The sequence below is a fragment of the Bhargavaea cecembensis genome, from assembly GCF_000826125.2.
Taxonomy (GTDB): domain Bacteria; phylum Bacillota; class Bacilli; order Bacillales_A; family Planococcaceae; genus Bhargavaea; species Bhargavaea cecembensis_B.
This window is the reverse complement of record NZ_LN651373.1, coordinates 656899-677225: the sequence shown is the minus strand read 5'-3', so window position 1 is coordinate 677225 and position 20327 is coordinate 656899. Positions and strand designations below refer to the sequence as shown.

General features: G+C 60.2%; 17 protein-coding genes, 3 pseudogenes and 1 riboswitch. Of the genes and pseudogenes, 7 read left to right on the top strand and 13 right to left on the bottom strand.

Annotation, left to right across the window (positions count from 1 at the left end):
- Positions 1-69: 69 nt before the first annotated feature.
- The 6 genes and pseudogenes from BN1189_RS16500 to BN1189_RS08940 form a co-directional block, all read right to left on the bottom strand.
- Positions 70-558, bottom strand: a pseudogene (locus tag BN1189_RS16500) (ABC transporter ATP-binding protein); the annotation flags it as partial.
- Positions 551-1549: a FecCD family ABC transporter permease gene (locus BN1189_RS08960; protein ID WP_040227536.1), complete on the bottom strand. Its 999-nt coding sequence runs from the start codon at positions 1547-1549 to the stop codon at positions 551-553. The gene BN1189_RS08960 and the pseudogene BN1189_RS16500, both read right to left, overlap by 8 nt.
- Before the next feature lies 1 nt (position 1550).
- Entirely contained in the window at positions 1551-2588 is a 1038-nt protein-coding gene (locus BN1189_RS08955) for an ABC transporter substrate-binding protein (RefSeq protein ID WP_052455776.1), read from the bottom strand.
- A gap of 160 nt (positions 2589-2748) precedes the next feature.
- A riboswitch (cobalamin riboswitch) is annotated at positions 2749-2889 on the bottom strand.
- A gap of 224 nt (positions 2890-3113) precedes the next feature.
- Positions 3114-4277 (bottom strand): annotated as a pseudogene (gene argS / locus BN1189_RS08950) (arginine--tRNA ligase); the annotation flags it as partial.
- 4 nt (positions 4278-4281) lie between these two features.
- Positions 4282-5775: pseudogene (gene argS / locus BN1189_RS08945) on the bottom strand (arginine--tRNA ligase); the annotation flags it as partial.
- Positions 5772-6206 carry a DUF1934 domain-containing protein gene (locus tag BN1189_RS08940; protein WP_179860937.1) on the bottom strand — a complete coding sequence of 145 codons (435 nt, stop codon included), beginning with the start codon at positions 6204-6206 and terminating at the stop codon, positions 5772-5774. The gene BN1189_RS08940 and the pseudogene argS (BN1189_RS08945), both read right to left, overlap by 4 nt.
- A 131-nt stretch (positions 6207-6337) precedes the next feature.
- Between BN1189_RS08940 and BN1189_RS08935 the strand changes: the two genes are divergently transcribed.
- Positions 6338-7441, top strand: coding sequence for a GGDEF domain-containing protein (locus BN1189_RS08935; RefSeq protein ID WP_040227529.1), 1104 nt, complete (start codon positions 6338-6340; stop codon positions 7439-7441).
- An 88-nt stretch (positions 7442-7529) separates the two neighbouring features.
- Here BN1189_RS08935 and speB read toward each other — a convergent pair whose 3' ends face one another.
- On the bottom strand, positions 7530-8402 hold the full coding sequence (speB, locus tag BN1189_RS08930) for an agmatinase (protein WP_040227528.1): 873 nt from the start codon (positions 8400-8402) through the stop codon (positions 7530-7532).
- Positions 8399-9241: a spermidine synthase gene (speE, locus tag BN1189_RS08925; RefSeq protein ID WP_040227527.1), complete on the bottom strand. Its 843-nt coding sequence runs from the start codon at positions 9239-9241 to the stop codon at positions 8399-8401. The genes speB and speE overlap by 4 nt, the downstream gene beginning before the upstream one ends.
- A 533-nt stretch (positions 9242-9774) precedes the next feature.
- Here speE and BN1189_RS08915 point away from each other — a divergent pair.
- Positions 9775-11832, top strand: a complete 2058-nt coding sequence (locus BN1189_RS08915; protein WP_040227522.1) for a transglycosylase domain-containing protein — start codon at positions 9775-9777, stop codon at positions 11830-11832.
- A 218-nt stretch (positions 11833-12050) separates the two neighbouring features.
- Here the strand turns inward: BN1189_RS08915 and BN1189_RS08910 are convergent, their stop codons facing one another.
- From BN1189_RS08910 to BN1189_RS08900, 3 genes are all read right to left on the bottom strand, one after another.
- The gene (locus BN1189_RS08910; protein ID WP_040227519.1) at positions 12051-12572 is read right to left on the bottom strand and encodes a YwhD family protein; all 522 of its coding nucleotides are present in this window, start codon (positions 12570-12572) and stop codon (positions 12051-12053) included.
- Positions 12573-12634: 62 nt separating this feature from the next.
- Positions 12635-13141: a YwgA family protein gene (locus BN1189_RS08905; RefSeq protein ID WP_040227517.1), complete on the bottom strand. Its 507-nt coding sequence runs from the start codon at positions 13139-13141 to the stop codon at positions 12635-12637.
- Between the two features lie 14 nt (positions 13142-13155).
- Positions 13156-14454, bottom strand: coding sequence for an HD domain-containing protein (locus BN1189_RS08900; RefSeq protein ID WP_040227560.1), 1299 nt, complete (start codon positions 14452-14454; stop codon positions 13156-13158).
- 266 nt (positions 14455-14720) lie between these two features.
- On the opposite strand from BN1189_RS08900, the gene BN1189_RS08895 reads away from it, so the two are divergent.
- Positions 14721-15362, top strand: coding sequence for an RsfA family transcriptional regulator (locus tag BN1189_RS08895; RefSeq protein WP_040227514.1), 642 nt, complete (start codon positions 14721-14723; stop codon positions 15360-15362).
- 115 nt (positions 15363-15477) lie between these two features.
- Here BN1189_RS08895 and BN1189_RS08890 read toward each other — a convergent pair whose 3' ends face one another.
- Positions 15478-16320 carry a lipoate--protein ligase family protein gene (locus BN1189_RS08890; protein WP_040227511.1) on the bottom strand — a complete coding sequence of 281 codons (843 nt, stop codon included), beginning with the start codon at positions 16318-16320 and terminating at the stop codon, positions 15478-15480.
- 192 nt (positions 16321-16512) lie between these two features.
- On the opposite strand from BN1189_RS08890, the gene hemQ reads away from it, so the two are divergent.
- Positions 16513-17262 carry a hydrogen peroxide-dependent heme synthase gene (hemQ, locus tag BN1189_RS08885; RefSeq protein WP_040227508.1) on the top strand — a complete coding sequence of 250 codons (750 nt, stop codon included), beginning with the start codon at positions 16513-16515 and terminating at the stop codon, positions 17260-17262.
- A gap of 308 nt (positions 17263-17570) precedes the next feature.
- Here hemQ and BN1189_RS08880 read toward each other — a convergent pair whose 3' ends face one another.
- Entirely contained in the window at positions 17571-18437 is an 867-nt protein-coding gene (locus BN1189_RS08880) for an aminopeptidase (RefSeq protein WP_143242286.1), read from the bottom strand.
- Positions 18438-18515: 78 nt separating this feature from the next.
- On the opposite strand from BN1189_RS08880, the gene BN1189_RS08875 reads away from it, so the two are divergent.
- The 3 genes from BN1189_RS08875 to BN1189_RS08865 all read left to right on the top strand — a co-directional run bounded on the left by BN1189_RS08875 (position 18516) and on the right by BN1189_RS08865 (position 20307).
- Complete coding sequence (locus BN1189_RS08875; protein ID WP_040227502.1) at positions 18516-18935, top strand: cell wall hydrolase; 420 nt, start codon at positions 18516-18518, stop codon at positions 18933-18935.
- Positions 18936-19080: 145 nt separating this feature from the next.
- Positions 19081-19746, top strand: coding sequence for a hypothetical protein (locus tag BN1189_RS08870; protein WP_143242285.1), 666 nt, complete (start codon positions 19081-19083; stop codon positions 19744-19746).
- Between the two features lie 141 nt (positions 19747-19887).
- Positions 19888-20307 carry a cell wall hydrolase gene (locus BN1189_RS08865; protein WP_040227502.1) on the top strand — a complete coding sequence of 140 codons (420 nt, stop codon included), beginning with the start codon at positions 19888-19890 and terminating at the stop codon, positions 20305-20307.
- The last annotated feature ends 20 nt before the right edge of the window (positions 20308-20327 follow it).

Here is a 20327-nt window from a genome sequence, read left to right as displayed (position 1 = left end):
GGTCGCCTGGTGGCGGACGGTGTCGAGCAGCTGTTGCTGGTGGGCGATGTCGAGGTGGTTCGTCGGCTCATCCAGCAGCAGGACCGGCGCCTCCTGGGCGAGCGCCTGGGCGACAAACACCCGCTGGCGCTCCCCGCCGGAGATGAACTCGATCTGCGTGTCGCGGTATTTGGTCACGCCCATCTTGTCCATCGCGTCCGCCACCGCCCGTTCATCCGCCTCGGACCAGGTCGAAAACAGGCCGGACTGATGGGGATAGCGGCCGAGCGACACCGTTTCATAGGCGGTGTGGGAAAACGTGTCCGCCTGGAGCTGCGGCAGCACGGCGACTTGCCGGGCAAACGCTTTCCGGGAATAGTCCGAAATGGACCGTCCCCCGATCGACACCGAGCCCGAATCCGCCGGCAGAAGCCCGCTCAGCATTTTCAGGAGCGTCGACTTCCCGCTTCCGTTCGGGCCGAGGATGCCGAGCATCGTGCCGGCCTCCACTTCGAATGAAACCGAGCGGACGACCGGCCTGCCGTCATACCCTCCGGTCAGTTGTTTCACTTCAAGCATGGCGCATCGCCCCTTTTCTCCGCTGTCTGTAGAAAATGAATGCAAACACCGGCGCGCCGATGAATGATGTGATGACCCCGACCGGAAGCTCGGTCGGGGAGATGATCGTCCGGGCGACCAAATCGCAGAGGATGAGCAGCGACGCCCCGTTCATGAATGAAAGCGGGAGCAGGTGCCGGTGGTCGGTCCCCCAGAGAATCCGGGTCATATGCGGGACGACGAGGCCGACGAATCCGATCGTCCCGGACACCGCGACCGCGGAGCCCGTCAGAATCGAGCCGCCCCCGAGGATCATCCATTTCCGTTTTTGCACATCAACCCCGAGGTGATAGGCCCGCTCCTCGCCGAACAGCATCGCGTTGAGCTCCCGGCGGCAGAGCCAGAGCAGCAGGCCGCCGATCGCCATGAACGGGAGCACCATCCAGATGTACTTCCAGCCCCTCATCGACACGCTCCCGAGCAGCCAGCCGATGATCTGGCGCAGCTCCTCGCCGGTGAGCGCGATCATGAGCGACAGCACCGAGCCGAGGAACGAGCCGAAAATGACCCCCGTCAGGATGATCGTCTCCATCTTGAGCGACCGGTCGACCGCCCGCGCGAAGCCGATGACGAGCAGCAGCACCGCCATCGCGCCGGCCATGCTGAAGACCGGAAGCGTGTATGATCCGAACACCCCGAGTCCGAAAAAGAGTGTCGCCACGGCGCCCACCGAGGCACCGGACGACACTCCGAGGGTGTATGGATCGGCCAGCGGATTTTTCAGCAGGCCCTGGAAAGCCGCGCCCGCCATGGCGAGCGACCCGCCGACGAGGCCGGCAAGCACCACCCGCGGCATGCGGATTTTCCAGAGGATGTTCGAGGCCGTCCCGTCCGCTTCCGGATCCCACAGCACCCGGAGCGGCACTTTCACCGTTCCGATCGACACACCGAGCCAAATGGCCGCCAGGAGCACCGCCGTCGACACGATGTAGGCGATGAGCCGCTTATTCATCTCAGGCCGCCTGATCTTCTTCATCCTGTTCCTGATCCTGCTCCTGTTCGCCGCCGAAGATTTCCGGATAGACGGCTTTCGCTACGGCTTCCAGTCCTTCGGCAAGACGAGGACCCGTGCGGCTCGTGATGTTTTCATCGACCTGGATGACCGCCTTGTCCTTGATGGCCGTGACGGCGTCGAATCCGTCGCGCGCATACACATCCTCGACCGCGGTCTCGACATAATCATACATGACGAGGATGACGTCCGGATTGCGGTTGACGATTTCTTCCGGATCCATCTTGACCCAGCCTTCCTGGTCGGCGGAGACGTTTTCCGCATGGATCATGTCCAGGAACTGCTGCATGAACGTGCCGCTGCCCGGCGTGTAGATATCCGGCGCCGGCGATGTTTCGACGAACACTTTCTTCTCGTCCTTCACTTCTGCGGCCTTGTCTTTGATCTCATCGACTTTCGCCTTCATGTCGCCGATGATCTCTTCCGACTTGTCGGCATGGCCCGTCAGTTTGCCGATCTGTTCGATCGTGGCGTACGTTTCATCGAAGTCCACGGCATTTTTTACGACGAACACGGTGAGTCCCGCGTCGCGGAGCTGCTGGAGCCCTTCTTCACCCATGGCGAGGCCCGATTCATGGGCGAATACGATATCCGGATCCAGCCCGATGATCTTCTCGACGTTGAATTCCTGTCCGCCGATCTTCTCGATGTCCTGGACTTCCTCCGGGTAGTCATCGAAGTCATTGACGCCGACGACCGTGTCCCCTGCGCCGACGGCAAACAGGATCTCCGTGTTGCTCGGGATCATCGAGACGACTTTCTTCGGCTCTTCTTCGATCGTGATTTCATTGCCGACCGCGTCGGTCTCGGTCACCGGGAAGGCGGCCTGCTCGTCCGTCTTGCCGTCCTGCTGTCCGCTTGACGCGTCTTCTTCCTGCTTCATCTGAGGCTCGTCCGCTTTGTCGTCCGACGATCCGCATGCCGTCAGCACCAGCGCCGCGACGAGCGCGATCAGCCATTTGGCCCATCTGTTGTTCATTGCTGTTTGTCCCCCTGTCATTTTGTTGTCCGGGAAATGAAAAACCCCCGCGCTCGGCGGAGGTCGTCAAAAACCGGCAGGACGGCATGCATGCGGAAAAATCCCCGCAGCCTGCAGGAAGCAGGCGCCGTACCACACCGGCCTGTCCGCGCAGGCGTTTTCGGGTGTTTCCGCGGAGGCAGGTTTCCTGACTTGCGGCGGCTGCCCGTGCAGCGCCGCTTACAGTGGCGGGACCGTGCCGGACTTTCACCGGCTTCCCTATTATCCCCTGGAGCGGGGCACCTTCGCGTCATCCGTCCGGCGGTCTGCAACTTGCATCCCGGCGGACAGATATTCAATTCCTCTTCAATTTAATCAGAACGCGCGGTTTTTGTCGAGGGGTGCGGGGGATAAAGATAACGCTTCCTCTGATAAAGATAACGTTCGGTCGAATAAAGATAACGCTTCGCCGGATAAAGACAACGCTTCGCCCGGACTAGCAAAAAACCGGCCGCGGCGGGCCGGTTTTTCGCTGATCTAATTGTTTTACATCCGGACCGGGGCGTCCACGCCGATGAGGCGGAGGGCGTTTGCGATCGTCGTCCGGGTGGCGGTGACGAGGGCGAGGCGGGCTTCCGACAGTTCGCGGTTGTCCGGATCGACGACTTTGTCCGTGCTGTAGAACGTGTGGAAAGCAGCTGCGAGTTCATGGATGTACGTCGCGACGCGGTGCGGCGCGCGGAGCTTCGCGGCGTCCGCGACGACCTGCGGGAAGTCGCCGAGCTTGCGCATGAGGTCGAGCGCCTTCTCCGAATCGAGCAGCAGATCCACGCGCGCATCCGAGGCGAACAGGCCGGCGTCGTCCGCCTGGCGCAGGATCGAGCAGATCCGGGCGTGGGCGTACTGGGCGTAGTAGACCGGGTTTTCATTTGACTGCGAGACGGCGAGGTCGAGGTCGAAGTCCATCTGGGAGTCGCCGGAACGCATGACGAAGAAGTAACGGACGGCGTCGAGGCCGACCATGTCGACGAGCTCGCGGAGCGTGACGGCCTTGCCGGTGCGTTTGCTCATCTTGAACTTCTCGCCGTCTTTGTACAGCTGGACCATCTGTGCGACGAGCACCTCAAGCGTGTCCTTGTCGTAGCCGAGCGCCTCGATCGCCGCTTTCATCCGCGGAATATACCCGTGGTGGTCGGCGCCCCAGATGTTGATGAGCTTATCGAATCCGCGCTGCAGTTTGTCTTCGTGGTACGCGATGTCCGGGAGCAGATAAGTGTAGGAGCCGTCCTTCTTGATGAGGACGCGGTCCTTGTCGTCGCCGAATTCCGTCGAGCGGAACCAGGTTGCCCCGTCTTCCTCGAACACATGGCCGTTCTCCCGGAGCTTGTCGAGCGCTTTGCCGATTTTGCCGTCCTCATACAGGGACGTTTCGGAGAACCAGACATCAAAGTGCACGCGGAACGCGGCGAGGTCCTGCTTCAGCTTGTCGAGCTCGACGCCGAGGCCGTGCCGGCGGAACCAGTTGAACCGCTCCTCTTCCGACATCTGCGCGAATTTGTCGCCGTGCTCTTTCGCGAGCGCCTCCGCGATGTCGATCACATCCTGGCCGTGGTAGCCGTCCTCCGGCATTTCGCATTCCTTGCCGAGCGCCTGGAAATAGCGGGCCTCGATCGACTTGGCGAGGTTGTTGATCTGGTTGCCGGCGTCGTTGANCGACGCGGTGCGGCGCGCGGAGCTTCGCGGCGTCCGCGACGACCTGCGGGAAGTCGCCGAGCTTGCGCATGAGGTCGAGCGCCTTCTCCGAATCGAGCAGCAGATCCACGCGCGCATCCGAGGCGAACAGGCCGGCGTCGTCCGCCTGGCGCAGGATCGAGCAGATCCGGGCGTGGGCGTACTGGGCGTAGTAGACCGGGTTTTCATTTGACTGCGAGACGGCGAGGTCGAGGTCGAAGTCCATCTGGGAGTCGCCGGAACGCATGACGAAGAAGTAACGGACGGCGTCGAGGCCGACCATGTCGACGAGCTCGCGGAGCGTGACGGCCTTGCCGGTGCGTTTGCTCATCTTGAACTTCTCGCCGTCTTTGTACAGCTGGACCATCTGTGCGACGAGCACCTCAAGCGTGTCCTTGTCGTAGCCGAGCGCCTCGATCGCCGCTTTCATCCGCGGAATATACCCGTGGTGGTCGGCGCCCCAGATGTTGATGAGCTTATCGAATCCGCGCTGCAGTTTGTCTTCGTGGTACGCGATGTCCGGGAGCAGATAAGTGTAGGAGCCGTCCTTCTTGATGAGGACGCGGTCCTTGTCGTCGCCGAATTCCGTCGAGCGGAACCAGGTTGCCCCGTCTTCCTCGAACACATGGCCGTTCTCCCGGAGCTTGTCGAGCGCTTTGCCGATTTTGCCGTCCTCATACAGGGACGTTTCGGAGAACCAGACATCAAAGTGCACGCGGAACGCGGCGAGGTCCTGCTTCAGCTTGTCGAGCTCGACGCCGAGGCCGTGCCGGCGGAACCAGTTGAACCGCTCCTCTTCCGACATCTGCGCGAATTTGTCGCCGTGCTCTTTCGCGAGCGCCTCCGCGATGTCGATCACATCCTGGCCGTGGTAGCCGTCCTCCGGCATTTCGCATTCCTTGCCGAGCGCCTGGAAATAGCGGGCCTCGATCGACTTGGCGAGGTTGTTGATCTGGTTGCCGGCGTCGTTGATGTAGTATTCGCGGGACACGTCGTAGCCCGCAAAGTCCATGACGTTGCAAAGCGAATCGCCGAGCGAGGCGCCGCGCGCATGGCCGAGGTGCAGGTCGCCGGTCGGGTTCGCCGAGACGAACTCCACCTGGACCTTTTCGCCGCCGCCCGCTTCGCTCCGGCCGTAGTCAGCGGCTTTTTCGAGGATGTCCTTCACGACTTCCCCGAGGTAGTCCGGCTTCAGCGCAATGTTGATGAATCCCGGACCCGCAATGTCGACCGAGCGGATCGGCGTGCCGTCGAGCTCCAGATTGCCGACAATTTCCTCTGCAATTGCACGCGGCGGCTTTTTCGCGATTTTCGTCAGCTGCATCGCGATATTCGTCGCATAGTCGCCGTTCTCCTTGTTCTTCGGCGTCTCGATCATCACTTCAGGAAGTTCGGCGCCTTCCGCGAACGCGGATTTTTTGACCGCTGTTGCAAGTGCATCTTTCAGCTGCTGCTGGACCTGTTCCACATTGTTCATGATTTTCCCTCCGAATAAGTGAATTCCACTTTGTATGTCCCGATCTTTTCTTCTCCGGCGATCAGATGATAGACCGCCGTGAACCGGCCTTCTTCTCCCGGCCTGAAATCCATCAATTCCGTCCGGACGATGAGCGGCAGCCCCATGTTGCCGAAGCCGTATGTACCTTCCCGTTCTTCGCCGGGGACGAGCGGCAGCCGCATCGTCACATCGCCGTTCCGCAGGATGAGCGCTTCATCATGGCCCATCCGGACGGTCGTGCGGACTTCCCGTCCTTCCTCCCGCTCTTCGAACCGGAGCCAGAGCCGTCCGCCTTTCTCGGTCAGCCGGCCGTCCGCTTTCACGATATGGCGGGCCGGATGCTCGCCCGGCTGCGTGATCGTCGAGATGAGCCGGATGGCCACAGCCTTTCCTTCCGCCGGATTGGTCATCGTCCTGCCTCCGTTCATAAAAATCATTCCCTTATTATAGCCCGTCCGGCCTCCTGTTTTCAACGGATGCCGGGACGGGTCTCATTTCATTATGAAAAGATGGTATAATCAAGAAAATAGAGGGGGTTCCCGTGTTCGCCGAACTGGCCGTCAATTTCTGCATCCTGTTCACGTTTTCCGTGCTCAGCTACTGGCCGTTCCAGGACAGAAGCCGGTTCAGCATCCCGTTTCCGCGGCTGCATCCGCTCATGATCGGCGGGCTGGCCGGCGCGGTGGGCATCTTCCTCGTAGAGATGTCGATTTCCGTCACACCGGACCTCGTGCTGGATGCACGGCTCGCCGTCGTCGTCATTTCCGGCGTCTTCGGAGGACCCGCCGCCCCGCTCATCTCCGGCCTCATGACCGGGCTATACCGGCTGGCCTCGACCGGGCTGTCGGTCGTATCGGTCATTTCCGGGATGAATGTCATGCTGATCGGGACCGCGGCTGCCATCCTGTTCCTCCGGTTCGGGAGCACATTCCGCAGCGCGGCCGCCATTTACTCCCTGGCCGTCGTCGAACAAGTCCTCGTGATTGCGCTTCTCCTGCCGGACGGCGCACCGTTCGCCGGGACGGTGTTGCTGTTTGCCGCATACTCGGCTGTCTGCTTCCTCGTCGTGTCGTTCACGCTTCAGGAACTGAGCCTGCATTTTTTGAAGCTGGCCGATTATGAGAGGAAGTCGAAAACCGACGACCTGACCGGACTGAACAACCTGCGGACCTACCGCGAACTCTCCGGAGATATTCTTCAGGAATCGGACGGTCCCGTCGCCCTCCTCCTGGCCGACATCGACCGGTTCAAGCAGGTGAACGATCTGTACGGCCACCAGGCGGGAGACCGGGTGCTCCAACAGCTCGCCATCCGGCTGAACGATGCGGCCCGTCCGTTCGGCGGCATCGTCTTCCGGAACGGCGGAGAGGAGTTCCCGGTCCTCCTGCCGCGCGCGGGCAAACAGGAAGCCGCCATCCTCGCAGAGAAAATCCGCGCCGAAGTCGCCGGGGCGCCGTTCGCTGCAGGCCCCGGGATGCCGCTCCCGGTCACGGTCTCCCTCGGCACAGCCGTCTTCCCGGATGACGCGTCCGGTCCGGAGGCGCTTTACCGCCGTGCGGACGAGGCGCTCTACGCCGCGAAGGAGGGCGGACGGAACCGGACTGTCATGTGGACACCCCGGCCCGTGTCCGAAATAAAAACGTGATGCCCCTTTTTATCCGGGGGCATCACGTTTTTTATTGGATTGAACCGGCCGCCGGAAAATAAAACCTGGACGGGAGATTACACCTGTTTTATTTCACAAAGCCGAGCAGCATTTCGCGGAACAGCTTGCTTGCGGTGTTCACGGTTTGTTCGGACGGATCATAGGCGGGCGCGACTTCGACGAGGTCGAATCCGGCGACGCGGACGTCCGACCGGGAGATCTCATGGATCGAGGCGAGCAGCTCCCGGGAAGTGATGCCGCCGCAGTCGACGGTCCCCGTGCCGGGTGCGTGCGCCGGGTCGAGGACATCGATGTCGATCGTCACGTACACCGGGCGTCCGGCGAGCGTCGGGAGGATTTCCTTGAGCGGCTCGAGCACATCGAATTTGGAAATGTGCATGCCTTGTTCCCGGGCCCACTCGAACTCTTCCTTCATGCCGGACCGGATGCCGAACGAGTAGACGTTGTGCGGCCCGATCTCTTCGGCGATCTTGCGGATCGGCGTCGAGTGGGAAAGCGGTTCGCCTTCATATTCCGTCCGGAGATCCGTGTGCGCGTCGAAGTGGATGACGGCGAGATCTGGATTCGCCTTCGCGACTTCCTGCATCGCCGGAAGCGAGACGAGATGCTCTCCTCCCATGCCGGCCGGAATCTTGCCGTCCGATACGAGTTGCCGGACGAATCCGCCGATCAGGTCGAGCGACCGCTGCGCATTGCCGAACGGAAGCGGGATGTCGCCCGCATCGAAGAACCGGATGTCGTCCAGTTCCCGGTCGAGGTACGGGCTGTACTCTTCCAGCCCGATCGACGCTTCGCGGATGCGGGCCGGCCCGAACCGGGACCCCGGCCGCCAGCTCACCGTCCAATCCATCGGCATGCCGTAGATGACTGCATCAGCTTTTTCATACTCTGTGCCGCTTTTGATGAACACATTGCCGGAGTAGGCTTCCTCGAATCTCATTCGCCTTCCCCTTCCGCCAGGTCCTTGACGAATTTCGGCAGGACGAACGCCGCCTTGTGCAGTTCATCCGTGTAATACTTCGTGTCGATCTCGTGGAAGCGGTCCGCCTCCACTTCAAGCGGATCATACTTTTTCGAGCCGAGCGTAAAGCACCAGAGGCCGCTCGGGTATGTTGGGATGTTCGCTGTATACAGGCGCGTGACCGGGAAAATTTCGCGGACGTCTTTTTGAACCTGACGGATGAGGTCCGCCTTGAACCACGGGTTATCCGACTGTGCAACGAACAGGCCGTCTTCTTTCAGCGCCTTCGAAATGCCTGCATAGAAGCCTTTCGTAAACAGGTTGACCGCCGGGCCGACCGGTTCCGTCGAGTCGACCAGGATGACGTCATACTCATTTTCCGATTCCGCGATATGCATGAAGCCGTCGCCGACCTGGACATCGACGCGCGGATCATCAAGGCCGCCTGCAATCGACGGCAAGTACTCCTTCGAATACTCAATGACCTTCCCGTCGATGTCGACGAGGACCGCCTGCTCGACGCCCGGATGCTTAAGCACTTCCCGGATGACGCCGCCGTCCCCGCCTCCGACGACGAGCACTTTCTTTGGATCCGGATGCGTGAACAGCGGCACATGCGCCACCATTTCATGGTAAACAAATTCATCGCGCTCCGACGTCATGACCATCCCGTCGAGGAACAGCATGTTCCCCCACTCTTCCGTCTCGACAATCTCCAGCAGTTGGAAATCCGTCTGCTCCACATGATGGGTCTTCTTGATCTTCATTGTGATCCCGAAATTCTCGGTCTGCTTTTCCGTATACCAAAGTCCTGCCATTTTGAATGAACCCTCCCCTTGCTTCGATGTCCCGGCCGCCCGCCTCCTCAGCGCACCCCGAGAAACTAAGCTTCATTATAAGGCCTCACGTGGAGGTTGCAACCATTTTTTGCATGGGTGGAGGATGAGGAGGAGACGAGTGTAATCGGAGCGGGCTCGAGTGTCATCGGAGCCAAGCCGAGTGTGATCGGAGCGGGCCCGAGTGTCAACGGAGGACATCCGAGTGTGATCGGAGCGAGCCCGGGGGCAATCACATTAACTATTCCCGCAGATGTCTTGCGTATTTTCTTCTCCTTTATTGAAAGGACACGGTCCCCGACCGAAACGTTGTGGATCTTCGCTGAAACGTTGTGTATCTTCGCCGAAGCGTTGTGTATCTTTGCCGAAACGTTGCTTATCTTCTCCAAAACGTTGTGGATCTACGCCAAAACGTTGTGCTGCGCCTCCCCGCTACCGCCTCCACCCGATCCGAACGGTTGAAATGCCGCCGGACTGCACATACTCGGGAAAATCGGGTGAAAGGCGGCGGGGCAATGAAACGGGCGCAGGTGAAGCGAAGGCGCAAGCGGAAAAGGCTGGCGAGGCGGCTGCTTCTCTTTTCGGTCAGCCTGACGGTCGCGGGGCTCATCATGTACGGGGCGCTTCTTCTTTATATCCGGGCGGCGGGTCCTCCGGAGCTCGATGTGCCGACTGCGACGGTGTTTCTCGACCGGAACGGGCATCCGATCGGCGACCGGCATTCGGGCGAGCGGCGTTATCCCGCTTCGCTCGGGGACATCTCCCCGTTCCTGCAGGATGCGTTCGTGGCGGTCGAGGACAAGGATTTCCGGAAGCACAAAGGCTTCGATTATTCCCGGATTGCCGCCGCTGTCCTGAAAGATGCGAAGGCGTTCCGGAAAGTCGAGGGGGCGAGCACGATCACCCAGCAGTTCGCCCGGAATCTGTATCTGTCCCACCATAAGACATGGACCCGGAAGATAAACGAAGCGATCTATGCGCGCCGGATCGAGACGTTCTATGACAAGGACACGATCCTCGAGGGGTACCTCAACACGGTTTATTTCGGGCACGGGATGTACGGAGCCGAGGCGGCGAGCCGGTTTTATTTCGGCAAGGAGGCAGACGAGCTGACGCTGGCCGAGGCTTCGCTCCTCGCGGCAGTGCCGAAAGGGCCTTCGGTGTATTCGCCGATCGACCATCCGGAGGCGGCCCGCGGGAGGCAGAAGATCATCCTGGATGCAATGGTGAATCAGGGATTCGTCACGCGCGAACAGGCCGACCATGCGCTGGCCGGGCGGGTCGCGCTGAAGCACGGCGAGTGGGACGGGGCGGAAAAGTCCGCGCCGTATTTCCTTGACGAAGTATGGCGGGAGGCCGAGCGAATCCTGAAAAAAGAGGGCCGCGCCATTGCGGAAGGCGGCTGGACGATCCGCACGACGCTCGATCCGCACCATCAGCAAACGGCGGAGGCGGCTGCGGAGCGCTGGCTGCCGGACAACGGACTGCAGGTCGGGTTCATCTCCATGGAGCCGGAAACAGGCGAGATCACGTCCATGATCGGCGGGCATGACTACGCGGAGAGTCCGTTCAACCGCGTGACTCAGGCGGAGCGCCAGTCCGGTTCCGCGATGAAGCCCGTTTTGTACGCGGCGGCACTCGAGGAAGGATTCAATCCGCTCACGTTCCTGAAAAGCGAGCCGACCGTGTTCACCTACGACGACGGCCGCCAGTCGTATGAGCCGCAGAACGTCAACGGAAAGTTTGCGGAGCGCCCGATCTCCCTCGCCCAGGCGCTCGCGATCTCCGACAACATCTACGCGGTGAAGACGATCGAGGAAATCGGCTACAAGCCCTTCAAAGACATGGCCGAGCGCCTCGGGATCACCGGCAACTTCACGGACACCCCCGCGACCGCGCTCGGCACGGCCGAAGTGACGCTCTATGAAATGACGGGCGCCTACAACCGGATTGCCGCCGGCGGACAGCGGATCAAGCCGACGACGATCCAGTCGATCACGGATGCCGCCGGCAAGACCGTCTACCGCCGCCCGGACGGGGAAACCCGCCAGGCGCTCGACCCGGCGGATGCCTACGTCCTGACGGAAATGATGACCGGCATGTTCGATCCCGTGTTCAGCGACTACACGCCGGCGACCGGACTGTCGATGCGCCCCCGGCAGACCCGGCCGTATGCGGCCAAGTCCGGAACGACTTTGTCCGACCAGTACTTGATCGGCTATTCCCCGACGCTCACCTCGGGCATCTGGGCCGGATTCGACGAAGGCCGCCAGCTTACCGAGAACAGCGACAAGATGGCCGCGAAGAAAATGTGGATCGAATTCATGGAGGACGTCCATTCCGGCACGCCGCCGGAGGCTTTCAAGAAGCCTGACGGCGTGACGGGCGTGATCGTCGACGTCGAAACGGGCGGCCTCGCCGTCGACGGCTGCGGCAAGCAGCGGCTCATCTACATGAAAGAGCGGGACGTGCCGAAAAAGCTGTGCACCGACCCGTCGCTTCGCATGGACCGCTCGTCCGATACGAAAGAAGGCGGCCCGGTGCGCCTCTTCCCCTTCTCGTTCTTTGAATGAACCCGACCGGAACCACACCAAAAAACCCCGTCCCGCCACCGGAATCAATCCGGGGCGGGACGGGGTCTGCCGTTTGCGCCGCTACGCGCGAACGGCTGTCCTAGCTTGTATTCAGCAAGCTTTATTACAAGTTTACTCCGTTTTGCGATGCGGTTCAACTGTCGATGGCATCTGCGGAGAAACTGTCAAAGATCGTTCATAATTTCATAGAAACGCTTTTATTCTTCGACGGCCAGGCCTTTCCGGAGTTCCGGGTCGCTGTTGTTCCACAACTCTTCGTTGTGGCCTTTCAGGAAATCGGCCAGGACCTTCTTCGACCTGTCGTCCATCTTGTCCACGATGATTTTCCGCTTCAGCGACTTGTCGAGCAGGTTGACGTGATCCGCCAGGACTTTATATCCGCGCCGCTTTTCGCGGTTGATGACCATTTCGGCCGCGGTCACGCCCGCATAATATGGACCGTCTTCCTTGTAGTCGATCGTCACCCAGATAAGCCAGTACGGCTTGCCGCCCTCGGAGTCTTCGCGGTTCACCGTGAACTTGATGCCCCGCTCGGTCAGGCTCCGCGCGTGCATGGCGCCGATCTCAACTTGCGCCGTCCCTTCCTCGACATCGAGGATGACGGGCGAGACGTTCTCAAGGGACAAGGAGCTTCTCCCGAACCCTTTGTGCCCGTCGATCGGATCATCCCGGATGATTGTAAAGCCCATCTTCTGCTTCGGTTTTTCTTCGCTCGCCATGTGCATGCACCCCCTCAATCCGTATTATACCCATTCGGGCGGCCGGCTGAAAGGCGTGCGGCTCATTGGCGGGCGCAGCTGCCGAGTTCTTCGATGAATCCGAATGCGTCCTCGATTTCGGCATCGGAAAAGTTGAGCTTGTTCTTGACGATATGTAGATTGGCGATCTGTTCTTCCCTCGGCAGGTGATCGAAATAGAGCAGCGTCGAGACGAGCTCCAGGAAGCGGGAGCTCTTCGCCTTCATCTTGGCGATGCAGTCGCCGAGCAATGCGGCGGGTTCCTCGGCCTCCCGGATGAAGCCGTTCCCTTCTTCCGTCACCCCGTAGCTGTACTGGACGTAGGAGCCCTTGTCCTCGCATGTTTCGGACAGGAATCCCATCTCGCACAGCTCTTCGACGCGGAGCGTCAGTTCCTCCGAATAAGGGCCGTATATATGCAGTTCATACTTCTCCTGGAAGGGGAAGTCCATTTTCTTGGCGATGTAAATCATCTTCTGGAGTTTCTTCCGTCCCGTGACGCCGTCCGCAAGCGACACGAACTGGACGATCTTTTCATGTTCCCGAAGCATTTCAAATCCTCCCTCTACCTCTTCAGAATGTCCAGGATCTGCTGTCTGAGCACTTTTTTCTTTCTCCCCTCCCGGAGCAGGTCCTCCGGGAAGTACAGTTTATGGTCGGTCCGCCGCTTGCCGCTGATCGCGTCGACAACGTCGGATTCCCGCGAGAGCTCGCGAAATTCGCCGTCCGGCATGAGCAGGTGGATCGGCAGCCGCTCCTCTTCCTCGCCCGGCCGGTAAAAATCGTACGGCAGGTCGGACGAGGAATCGACGACGAGATAATAGTCCGGGTCGATCCCGGCCTTCCGGAACAGCGTCTCGAGTTCCCCGAGCTTCCGGTATTCCTTCGCCGGATTAAAATCGATGTACTGGAACAGGCGGCGGTTGATGAACCGGTCGCACAGATCGGCGAGGATTTCGTCGTCCTCACCCATCCAGAGCTGGAAATACGTCATGAGCACATACTCGTCCAGCGCGATGTAATCCGCCAGATCGATCGACTTGCCGAAAAACGACCTGAAGTGGACCGGGTCTTGTTTGAACGTATACCCTTCTTTGCTCAGGAATTTCGCCCTTTGCAAAATTTTCACGAGAATCACTTCGGCGGACCGGGAAACCGGATGGAAATAAACCTGCCAGTACATCTGGTAGCGGCTCATGATATAGTCCTCGACCGCGTGCATCCCGCTCATCTTGATGACCGCCTGATCCTCGGCCGGCCGCATGACGCGCAGGATCCGCTCCATGTCGAAATGGCCGTAGCTCACTCCGGTGAAATACGCGTCCCGCTGGAGATAGTCCATCCGGTCGGCGTCGATCTGGCTCGAAATAAGGCTCACGACGAGCTTGTCCGGGTACGTCTTCCCGATCACATCGGCGACTTTCCTCGGAAACTCCTCCCCGACTCTCCGGAGCACCTCGTTCACTTCGGTGTCCCCGAGGAGGATCTGCTGGGTGTAATACTCATGGTCCAGGTCGAACACCTTCTCGAAGGCATGCGAAAACGGCCCGTGTCCGAGGTCATGGAGCAGCGCGGCGCAAAGCGTCACGAGCCGTTCCGAATCGTTCCACTGGGGACGGCCGCTGAAGCTGTCGTCGATGATCCGCCGGACGATTTCATAGACGCCGAGCGAATGATTGAACCGGCTGTGCTCCGCCCCGTGGAAGACGAGGTAGGTCGTGCCGAGCTGATGGATCCGGCGCAGACGCTGGAATTCCTTTGTCGCGATCAGGTCCCAGATGACCCGGTCGCGCACGTGGATGTAGCGGTGCACCGGATCCTTGAACACTTTTTCTTCTTTCAGTTTCTCATCGGCATACTGCATAGTGCACCCCCGGAAAACGAATCGGTCCTTCCAGTATACCGCGTCCGCCCCCGCTTTGGAATGAGTCGGACGGACTTTCAATTTTCGGAGAACCGCCCGGCTGAAATCCGGCGCCGCGCCCATTCTCGGAACCTTTCCGGTCGCGCGCCGCGGGAGGCCGTTCATTGAAGTCTTTGGAAATTTTGAAAGACACCGTATAAAAGGGCGGGCGGCCGTACAGACTGTCGGCAAGGAAGCAGACTATTAAGATGGCAGGAGGATTACACATGGTGAAAGTCAGACAGGATGCTTGGCTCGAAGAGAACGACCGGTTGCTCGCGGAGACGGTGCTGCGGCACGTCCGCGAAGGAAGCACACAGTTGAATGCATTTGAAGAAGCCGGCGATGCGATGAACCGGACCGCGGCGGCCTGCGGGTTCCGCTGGAATGCCGTCGTCCGCAAAGAATACGAAAAAGAGCTTGCCGAAGCGAAGAAGGAACGAAAGGAAACGATGCGCGCACTCGGCAAAGACTTCCGCCGCAACAACGCCGGCCTGTACGTGGTCGGGAACGATCCGGAAAGTCAGGGAGGCGCCCAGATCCGGCTGTCGAATCTGTCGCTCGATGTCGTGATCGCCTACCTGATGCGACTCCAGCACTCCAACCCGGCAGGCCATGAAACGATGAAATGGAAGCGGTCCGCCACTGCCGCCGAGCGCCGGATCGGCGAACTTGAGCAGGAAATCGGCCGCCTGGAAAATGAAAACAAATCGATCCGCGAAGACTACGACCAGTTCGTCCGCATCATGAATCGCGCACGGAAACTCGCCACGCTCGACGGAGACGACGGCACGCCCGCCGTCTTCCGGATGGAGCAGAACGGCAACCTCGTGACCGAAGAAGACCACCCGCCGAATCAGGGCGAATGAGAAAAAAGCTGCCGGGGACCCGGCAGCTTTTCCTGTGAGTGCGCATCTGGGTGCGACGTGTGAGCGACTCGTTTTGCCGGACTTGCCTGTCCGGGGAGCAGATCGGCCTGTTGGCTCAGATCCCTTCCAGCAGCTTCGCGTTCCGCTCGACGACGCGCTTCAGGTACTTCGCATACAGTTCGACTTCTTCGCCTTCCAGCAAGGTCCGGTCCACGCCGCCGGACAGCGCATGGAGCAGCTGTTGGACACGGGTGTTGAGCTCAAAGACGGTGACAGGCTTGCCGAGCAGCTCGGTGAGGGATGCCATCACTTCCGGACGGATGGACGGGTACTGGAATTTCGTCTTTTCGCCGTTGAGCCCCGTCTCATACACATCCCGGATGAGCTCCGCACGTTCCGCACCGCTCCCTCCGGCACACAAATACACCTGGACGGCGATGCCGCCGCGCAGCCGCCGCTGGGAAATGCCGGCGAATTTCCGCCCGCCGATGCTGAGGTCATACGAACCCGGACAGTATGAGCCGACAATTTCATAGGCTTCGATCCGGTCCGCCGCTTCCGGGAGAAGGAGCCGGACGAACTCCAGCATCACTTCATAGCCGGCCGGAATGTCGATCGGCCGTCCCCTCTCCGTCAGCGCGATCGTTATATTGAGCACGCCCGGATCCAGCACGACCGCCAGGCCGCCGGAATTCCGCACGATCGGCCGCCACCCGTTCGTCTCGAGAAGCGAGACGGCGTCGCCGATGAACGGCAGCCGGTGATCCTGGATGCCGAGCACGACGGTCCGGTCATGCACCCACGTCCGGACGGCGGGCGCGCTCATCCCCTGCCCGACAAGATGGCAGAGCGTATCGTCCATTGCAAATGATTCAAGCGCAGACCGGCCGAGGCCGCTCACCGACTGATCGATGAAACGCCACGACGGCGGCTGCAGAAGTTCGGTCGTCAAATCCATCGTTCATTCTCCTGACCTTCCATTCCCGGCTCGCCGGGAACACATTTTCCTCAGCTAAGCATACACAAACCGGACGCCCGATAAAAGTAACGGCCTTTTCAACAATGATGTGACACCGGGGTTTGCGCCTCCGGTTTTCCGCAATATTTATGCTACACTTGGGCTATCTGATCTCAAAGGAGTGTTCGATCAATGAACGAAGCTGCAATCACTCTCGACGGCTGGTACGTGCTCCACGATTTCCGCACGGTCGACTGGGCCACATGGAAAGCGCTCCCGGCGGAAGAACGCAAAGCCGCAACGGACGAATTCATCGCTTTTCTTGATAAGCTCCAGAAAGCCGATGACGAAAAGACCGGAAGCCACGCCTTCTATACAATCGTCGGCCAGAAAGCCGACTTCATGCTCATGACGATGCGTCCGACGATGGACGAACTCCAGCAGCTTGAAGCCGAGTTCAACAAGCTCGCGATCGCCGACTACACGCTCCCTTCGTACTCGTACGTCTCGGTCGTTGAACTCTCCAACTACCTGGCGAAAGAATCCAACGAAGACCCGTACCAGAACCCGTACGTCCGCGGCCGCCTTTATCCGGAACTCCCGCGCTGGCAGTACGTCTGCTTCTACCCGATGGACAAAAAACGCGAAGGCGAAGACAACTGGTACATGCTCGACATGGACCGCCGCCGCGAACTCATGCGCAGCCACGGCATGATCGGCCGCGAATACGCCGGCAAAGTGAAACAGATCATCTCCGGCTCCGTCGGCTTCGACGACTATGAATGGGGCGTCACGCTCTTCGCCGAAGACGTCCTCCAGTTCAAAAAACTCGTCTACGAAATGCGCTTCGACGAAGTGAGCGCCCGCTACGGCGTCTTCGGCTCGTTCTTCGTCGGCACCATCCTCCAGAACGAAGACCGCGAAAAATTCTTTGCCATTTAATCAAACAAGAAAAACGGGAAGCCCGATGCGGCTTCCCGTTTTTTTGTGCCCGGTCCGCAGGTGGAACGCGTCCGGAGGGCGTGAGTGTCAACGGAGTGCTCCCGAGTGTCATCGCAGGGGACGTGAGTGTCATCGGAGAGGCTGCGAGTGTTATCGCAGGGAGTCCGGAGGTAAACTCTCAGCCGTTTCCGCAAGTTGACACTCGATCGCTGAAAGTTCACACCCGCTCTCCGAAAGTTGCCACCCAACCCGCCGAAGTTGACACTCGCCGCCCTGAAGTCGACACTCGCCCCGACGGCCGTCCCCGATTATTCCTTCAGATAATCCCGTACTTCTTCCTCCAGGGTCAGGCGGTCCCAGTCGGTGAGGGCCGGTTCCATGCCGCGGAGTTCTGCGCGGCGTTCGATGAATTCGGCAGCGAGGTAATAGCCGAGCCGGGCGTAGCCGTGGCGCTTGCCGCCGGACAGCCGGAACCATTCTTTGTTCTTTTCCTCGTTCCATCCGCTTTCCATATCCCGGCTGAATTCTTCTTTGAGCATCCGTTTATTCCCCATGAAAAAGCCGTATCCTTCTTCCGGCAGGGTTCCGAACGACGTGTAGGAGGGCTCGTCGAGGCCGGGGACGGCGAGTTTCGACAGGTGGACCGCTCCGCCTTCCGACAGCAGCGTCACCGCGGGATGGTCCCATTCGACGTGCCGCCACCATGTGTCCCCTCCGGCTGCGGTCGACATGCGGTACTGGACGACGTGCCCGGTTTCATGGGCTGCGACGGTCCGCAGGTCATGCGGGTCCGGCGACAGCATTTCGAGCGCATAGAAGGCGTCGGTTTTATTTTCCCCTCCGATGAAGGCATTCGAGCCGAACGTGCCGACGAACAGATGATGGTCCATGTCCGGATCGATTCCCGTCAGTTCCCTGTATGCGGCTTCGATCCGTTCGATCTCTTCCGGAAGGCGCTGGCCCGCCGACTCGATGTCCTTGATCTTCCCCGGGTACCCCTCGATCGCCCGGATGAGGCGCTCATCCGTTTTCGGGCAGTGCTTCGGGAAGTACTCGCCGAAGATCTCCGGGTATTCACCGAAGTAGGCTTCAAGGCCGTCTTTCGTCTTTAATGCCCCGTCATCATACCGCTGCATGAATTCATAGACTGTGTTGTCCATTGCCAATTCTTCCACTCTCCTGTCCTGTTTGATCCGCTATACAGGAATGTACCCCCGCTTCCGCTCATATAGTCATTCCGAGGAGGTCAGGCGATGCCGGTAGTCGCAGCGAATGAAAAGGAAGTCCAGCTGCTCGCACGGCTGATACGGGCGGAGGCGGAAGGCGAAGGCGAGCTCGGCATGCTGATGGTCGGGAACGTCGGGGTCAACCGCGTGCGCGGCGATTGTCTGGATTTCCGGAAGATCCGGTCGATCCAGGAGATGGTGTTCCAGTCACCCGGCGGTTTCGAGGCGACGACGCAAAGCTACTTCTATCAGCGGGCGCGGGACCAGGACATCCGGCTGGCGCGGCGCGTGATCGCCGGGGAGCGGTTCCATCCGGCGACCCGGTCGCTCTGGTTTTTCGAGCCTTCCGGGACGTGCCCCGCCCAGTGGTACAACCAGTGGAACACCGGCCGCTACAAGGCGCACTGTTTTTATTCCCCGTCCGCAGCCGACTGTCCGCAACTCTAATCCGAAAATGAAAGGTGGATCNATCCCGTACTTCTTCCTCCAGGGTCAGGCGGTCCCAGTCGGTGAGGGCCGGTTCCATGCCGCGGAGTTCTGCGCGGCGTTCGATGAATTCGGCAGCGAGGTAATAGCCGAGCCGGGCGTAGCCGTGGCGCTTGCCGCCGGACAGCCGGAACCATTCTTTGTTCTTTTCCTCGTTCCATCCGCTTTCCATATCCCGGCTGAATTCTTCTTTGAGCATCCGTTTATTCCCCATGAAAAAGCCGTATCCTTCTTCCGGCAGGGTTCCGAACGACGTGTAGGAGGGCTCGTCGAGGCCGGGGACGGCGAGTTTCGACAGGTGGACCGCTCCGCCTTCCGACAGCAGCGTCACCGCGGGATGGTCCCATTCGACGTGCCGCCACCATGTGTCCCCTCCGGCTGCGGTCGACATGCGGTACTGGACGACGTGCCCGGTTTCATGGGCTGCGACGGTCCGCAGGTCATGCGGGTCCGGCGACAGCATTTCGAGCGCATAGAAGGCGTCGGTTTTATTTTCCCCTCCGATGAAGGCATTCGAGCCGAACGTGCCGACGAACAGATGATGGTCCATGTCCGGATCGATTCCCGTCAGTTCCCTGTATGCGGCTTCGATCCGTTCGATCTCTTCCGGAAGGCGCTGGCCCGCCGACTCGATGTCCTTGATCTTCCCCGGGTACCCCTCGATCGCCCGGATGAGGCGCTCATCCGTTTTCGGGCAGTGCTTCGGGAAGTACTCGCCGAAGATCTCCGGGTATTCACCGAAGTAGGCTTCAAGGCCGTCTTTCGTCTTTAATGCCCCGTCATCATACCGCTGCATGAATTCATAGACTGTGTTGTCCATTGCCAATTCTTCCACTCTCCTGTCCTGTTTGATCCGCTATACAGGAATGTACCCCCGCTTCCGCTCATATAGTCATTCCGAGGAGGTCAGGCGATGCCGGTAGTCGCAGCGAATGAAAAGGAAGTCCAGCTGCTCGCACGGCTGATACGGGCGGAGGCGGAAGGCGAAGGCGAGCTCGGCATGCTGATGGTCGGGAACGTCGGGGTCAACCGCGTGCGCGGCGATTGTCTGGATTTCCGGAAGATCCGGTCGATCCAGGAGATGGTGTTCCAGTCACCCGGCGGTTTCGAGGCGACGACGCAAAGCTACTTCTATCAGCGGGCGCGGGACCAGGACATCCGGCTGGCGCGGCGCGTGATCGCCGGGGAGCGGTTCCATCCGGCGACCCGGTCGCTCTGGTTTTTCGAGCCTTCCGGGACGTGCCCCGCCCAGTGGTACAACCAGTGGAACACCGGCCGCTACAAGGCGCACTGTTTTTATTCCCCGTCCGCAGCCGACTGTCCGCAACTCTAATCCGAAAATGAAAGGTGGAT

Coding starts and splice junctions, on each gene's coding strand:
- BN1189_RS08960 (WP_040227536.1), bottom strand. CDS start 1,549: ATGAATAAGCGGCTCATCGCCTACATCGTGTCGACGGCGGTGCTCCTG.
- BN1189_RS08955 (WP_052455776.1), bottom strand. CDS start 2,588: ATGAACAACAGATGGGCCAAATGGCTGATCGCGCTCGTCGCGGCGCTG.
- BN1189_RS08940 (WP_179860937.1), bottom strand. CDS start 6,206: ATGACCAATCCGGCGGAAGGAAAGGCTGTGGCCATCCGGCTCATCTCG.
- speB (WP_040227528.1), bottom strand. CDS start 8,402: ATGAGATTCGAGGAAGCCTACTCCGGCAATGTGTTCATCAAAAGCGGC.
- speE (WP_040227527.1), bottom strand. CDS start 9,241: ATGGCAGGACTTTGGTATACGGAAAAGCAGACCGAGAATTTCGGGATC.
- BN1189_RS08915 (WP_040227522.1), top strand. CDS start 9,775: ATGAAACGGGCGCAGGTGAAGCGAAGGCGCAAGCGGAAAAGGCTGGCG.
- BN1189_RS08910 (WP_040227519.1), bottom strand. CDS start 12,572: ATGGCGAGCGAAGAAAAACCGAAGCAGAAGATGGGCTTTACAATCATC.
- BN1189_RS08905 (WP_040227517.1), bottom strand. CDS start 13,141: ATGCTTCGGGAACATGAAAAGATCGTCCAGTTCGTGTCGCTTGCGGAC.
- BN1189_RS08900 (WP_040227560.1), bottom strand. CDS start 14,454: ATGCAGTATGCCGATGAGAAACTGAAAGAAGAAAAAGTGTTCAAGGAT.
- BN1189_RS08895 (WP_040227514.1), top strand. CDS start 14,721: ATGGTGAAAGTCAGACAGGATGCTTGGCTCGAAGAGAACGACCGGTTG.
- BN1189_RS08890 (WP_040227511.1), bottom strand. CDS start 16,320: ATGGATTTGACGACCGAACTTCTGCAGCCGCCGTCGTGGCGTTTCATC.
- hemQ (WP_040227508.1), top strand. CDS start 16,513: ATGAACGAAGCTGCAATCACTCTCGACGGCTGGTACGTGCTCCACGAT.
- BN1189_RS08875 (WP_040227502.1), top strand. CDS start 18,516: ATGCCGGTAGTCGCAGCGAATGAAAAGGAAGTCCAGCTGCTCGCACGG.
- BN1189_RS08865 (WP_040227502.1), top strand. CDS start 19,888: ATGCCGGTAGTCGCAGCGAATGAAAAGGAAGTCCAGCTGCTCGCACGG.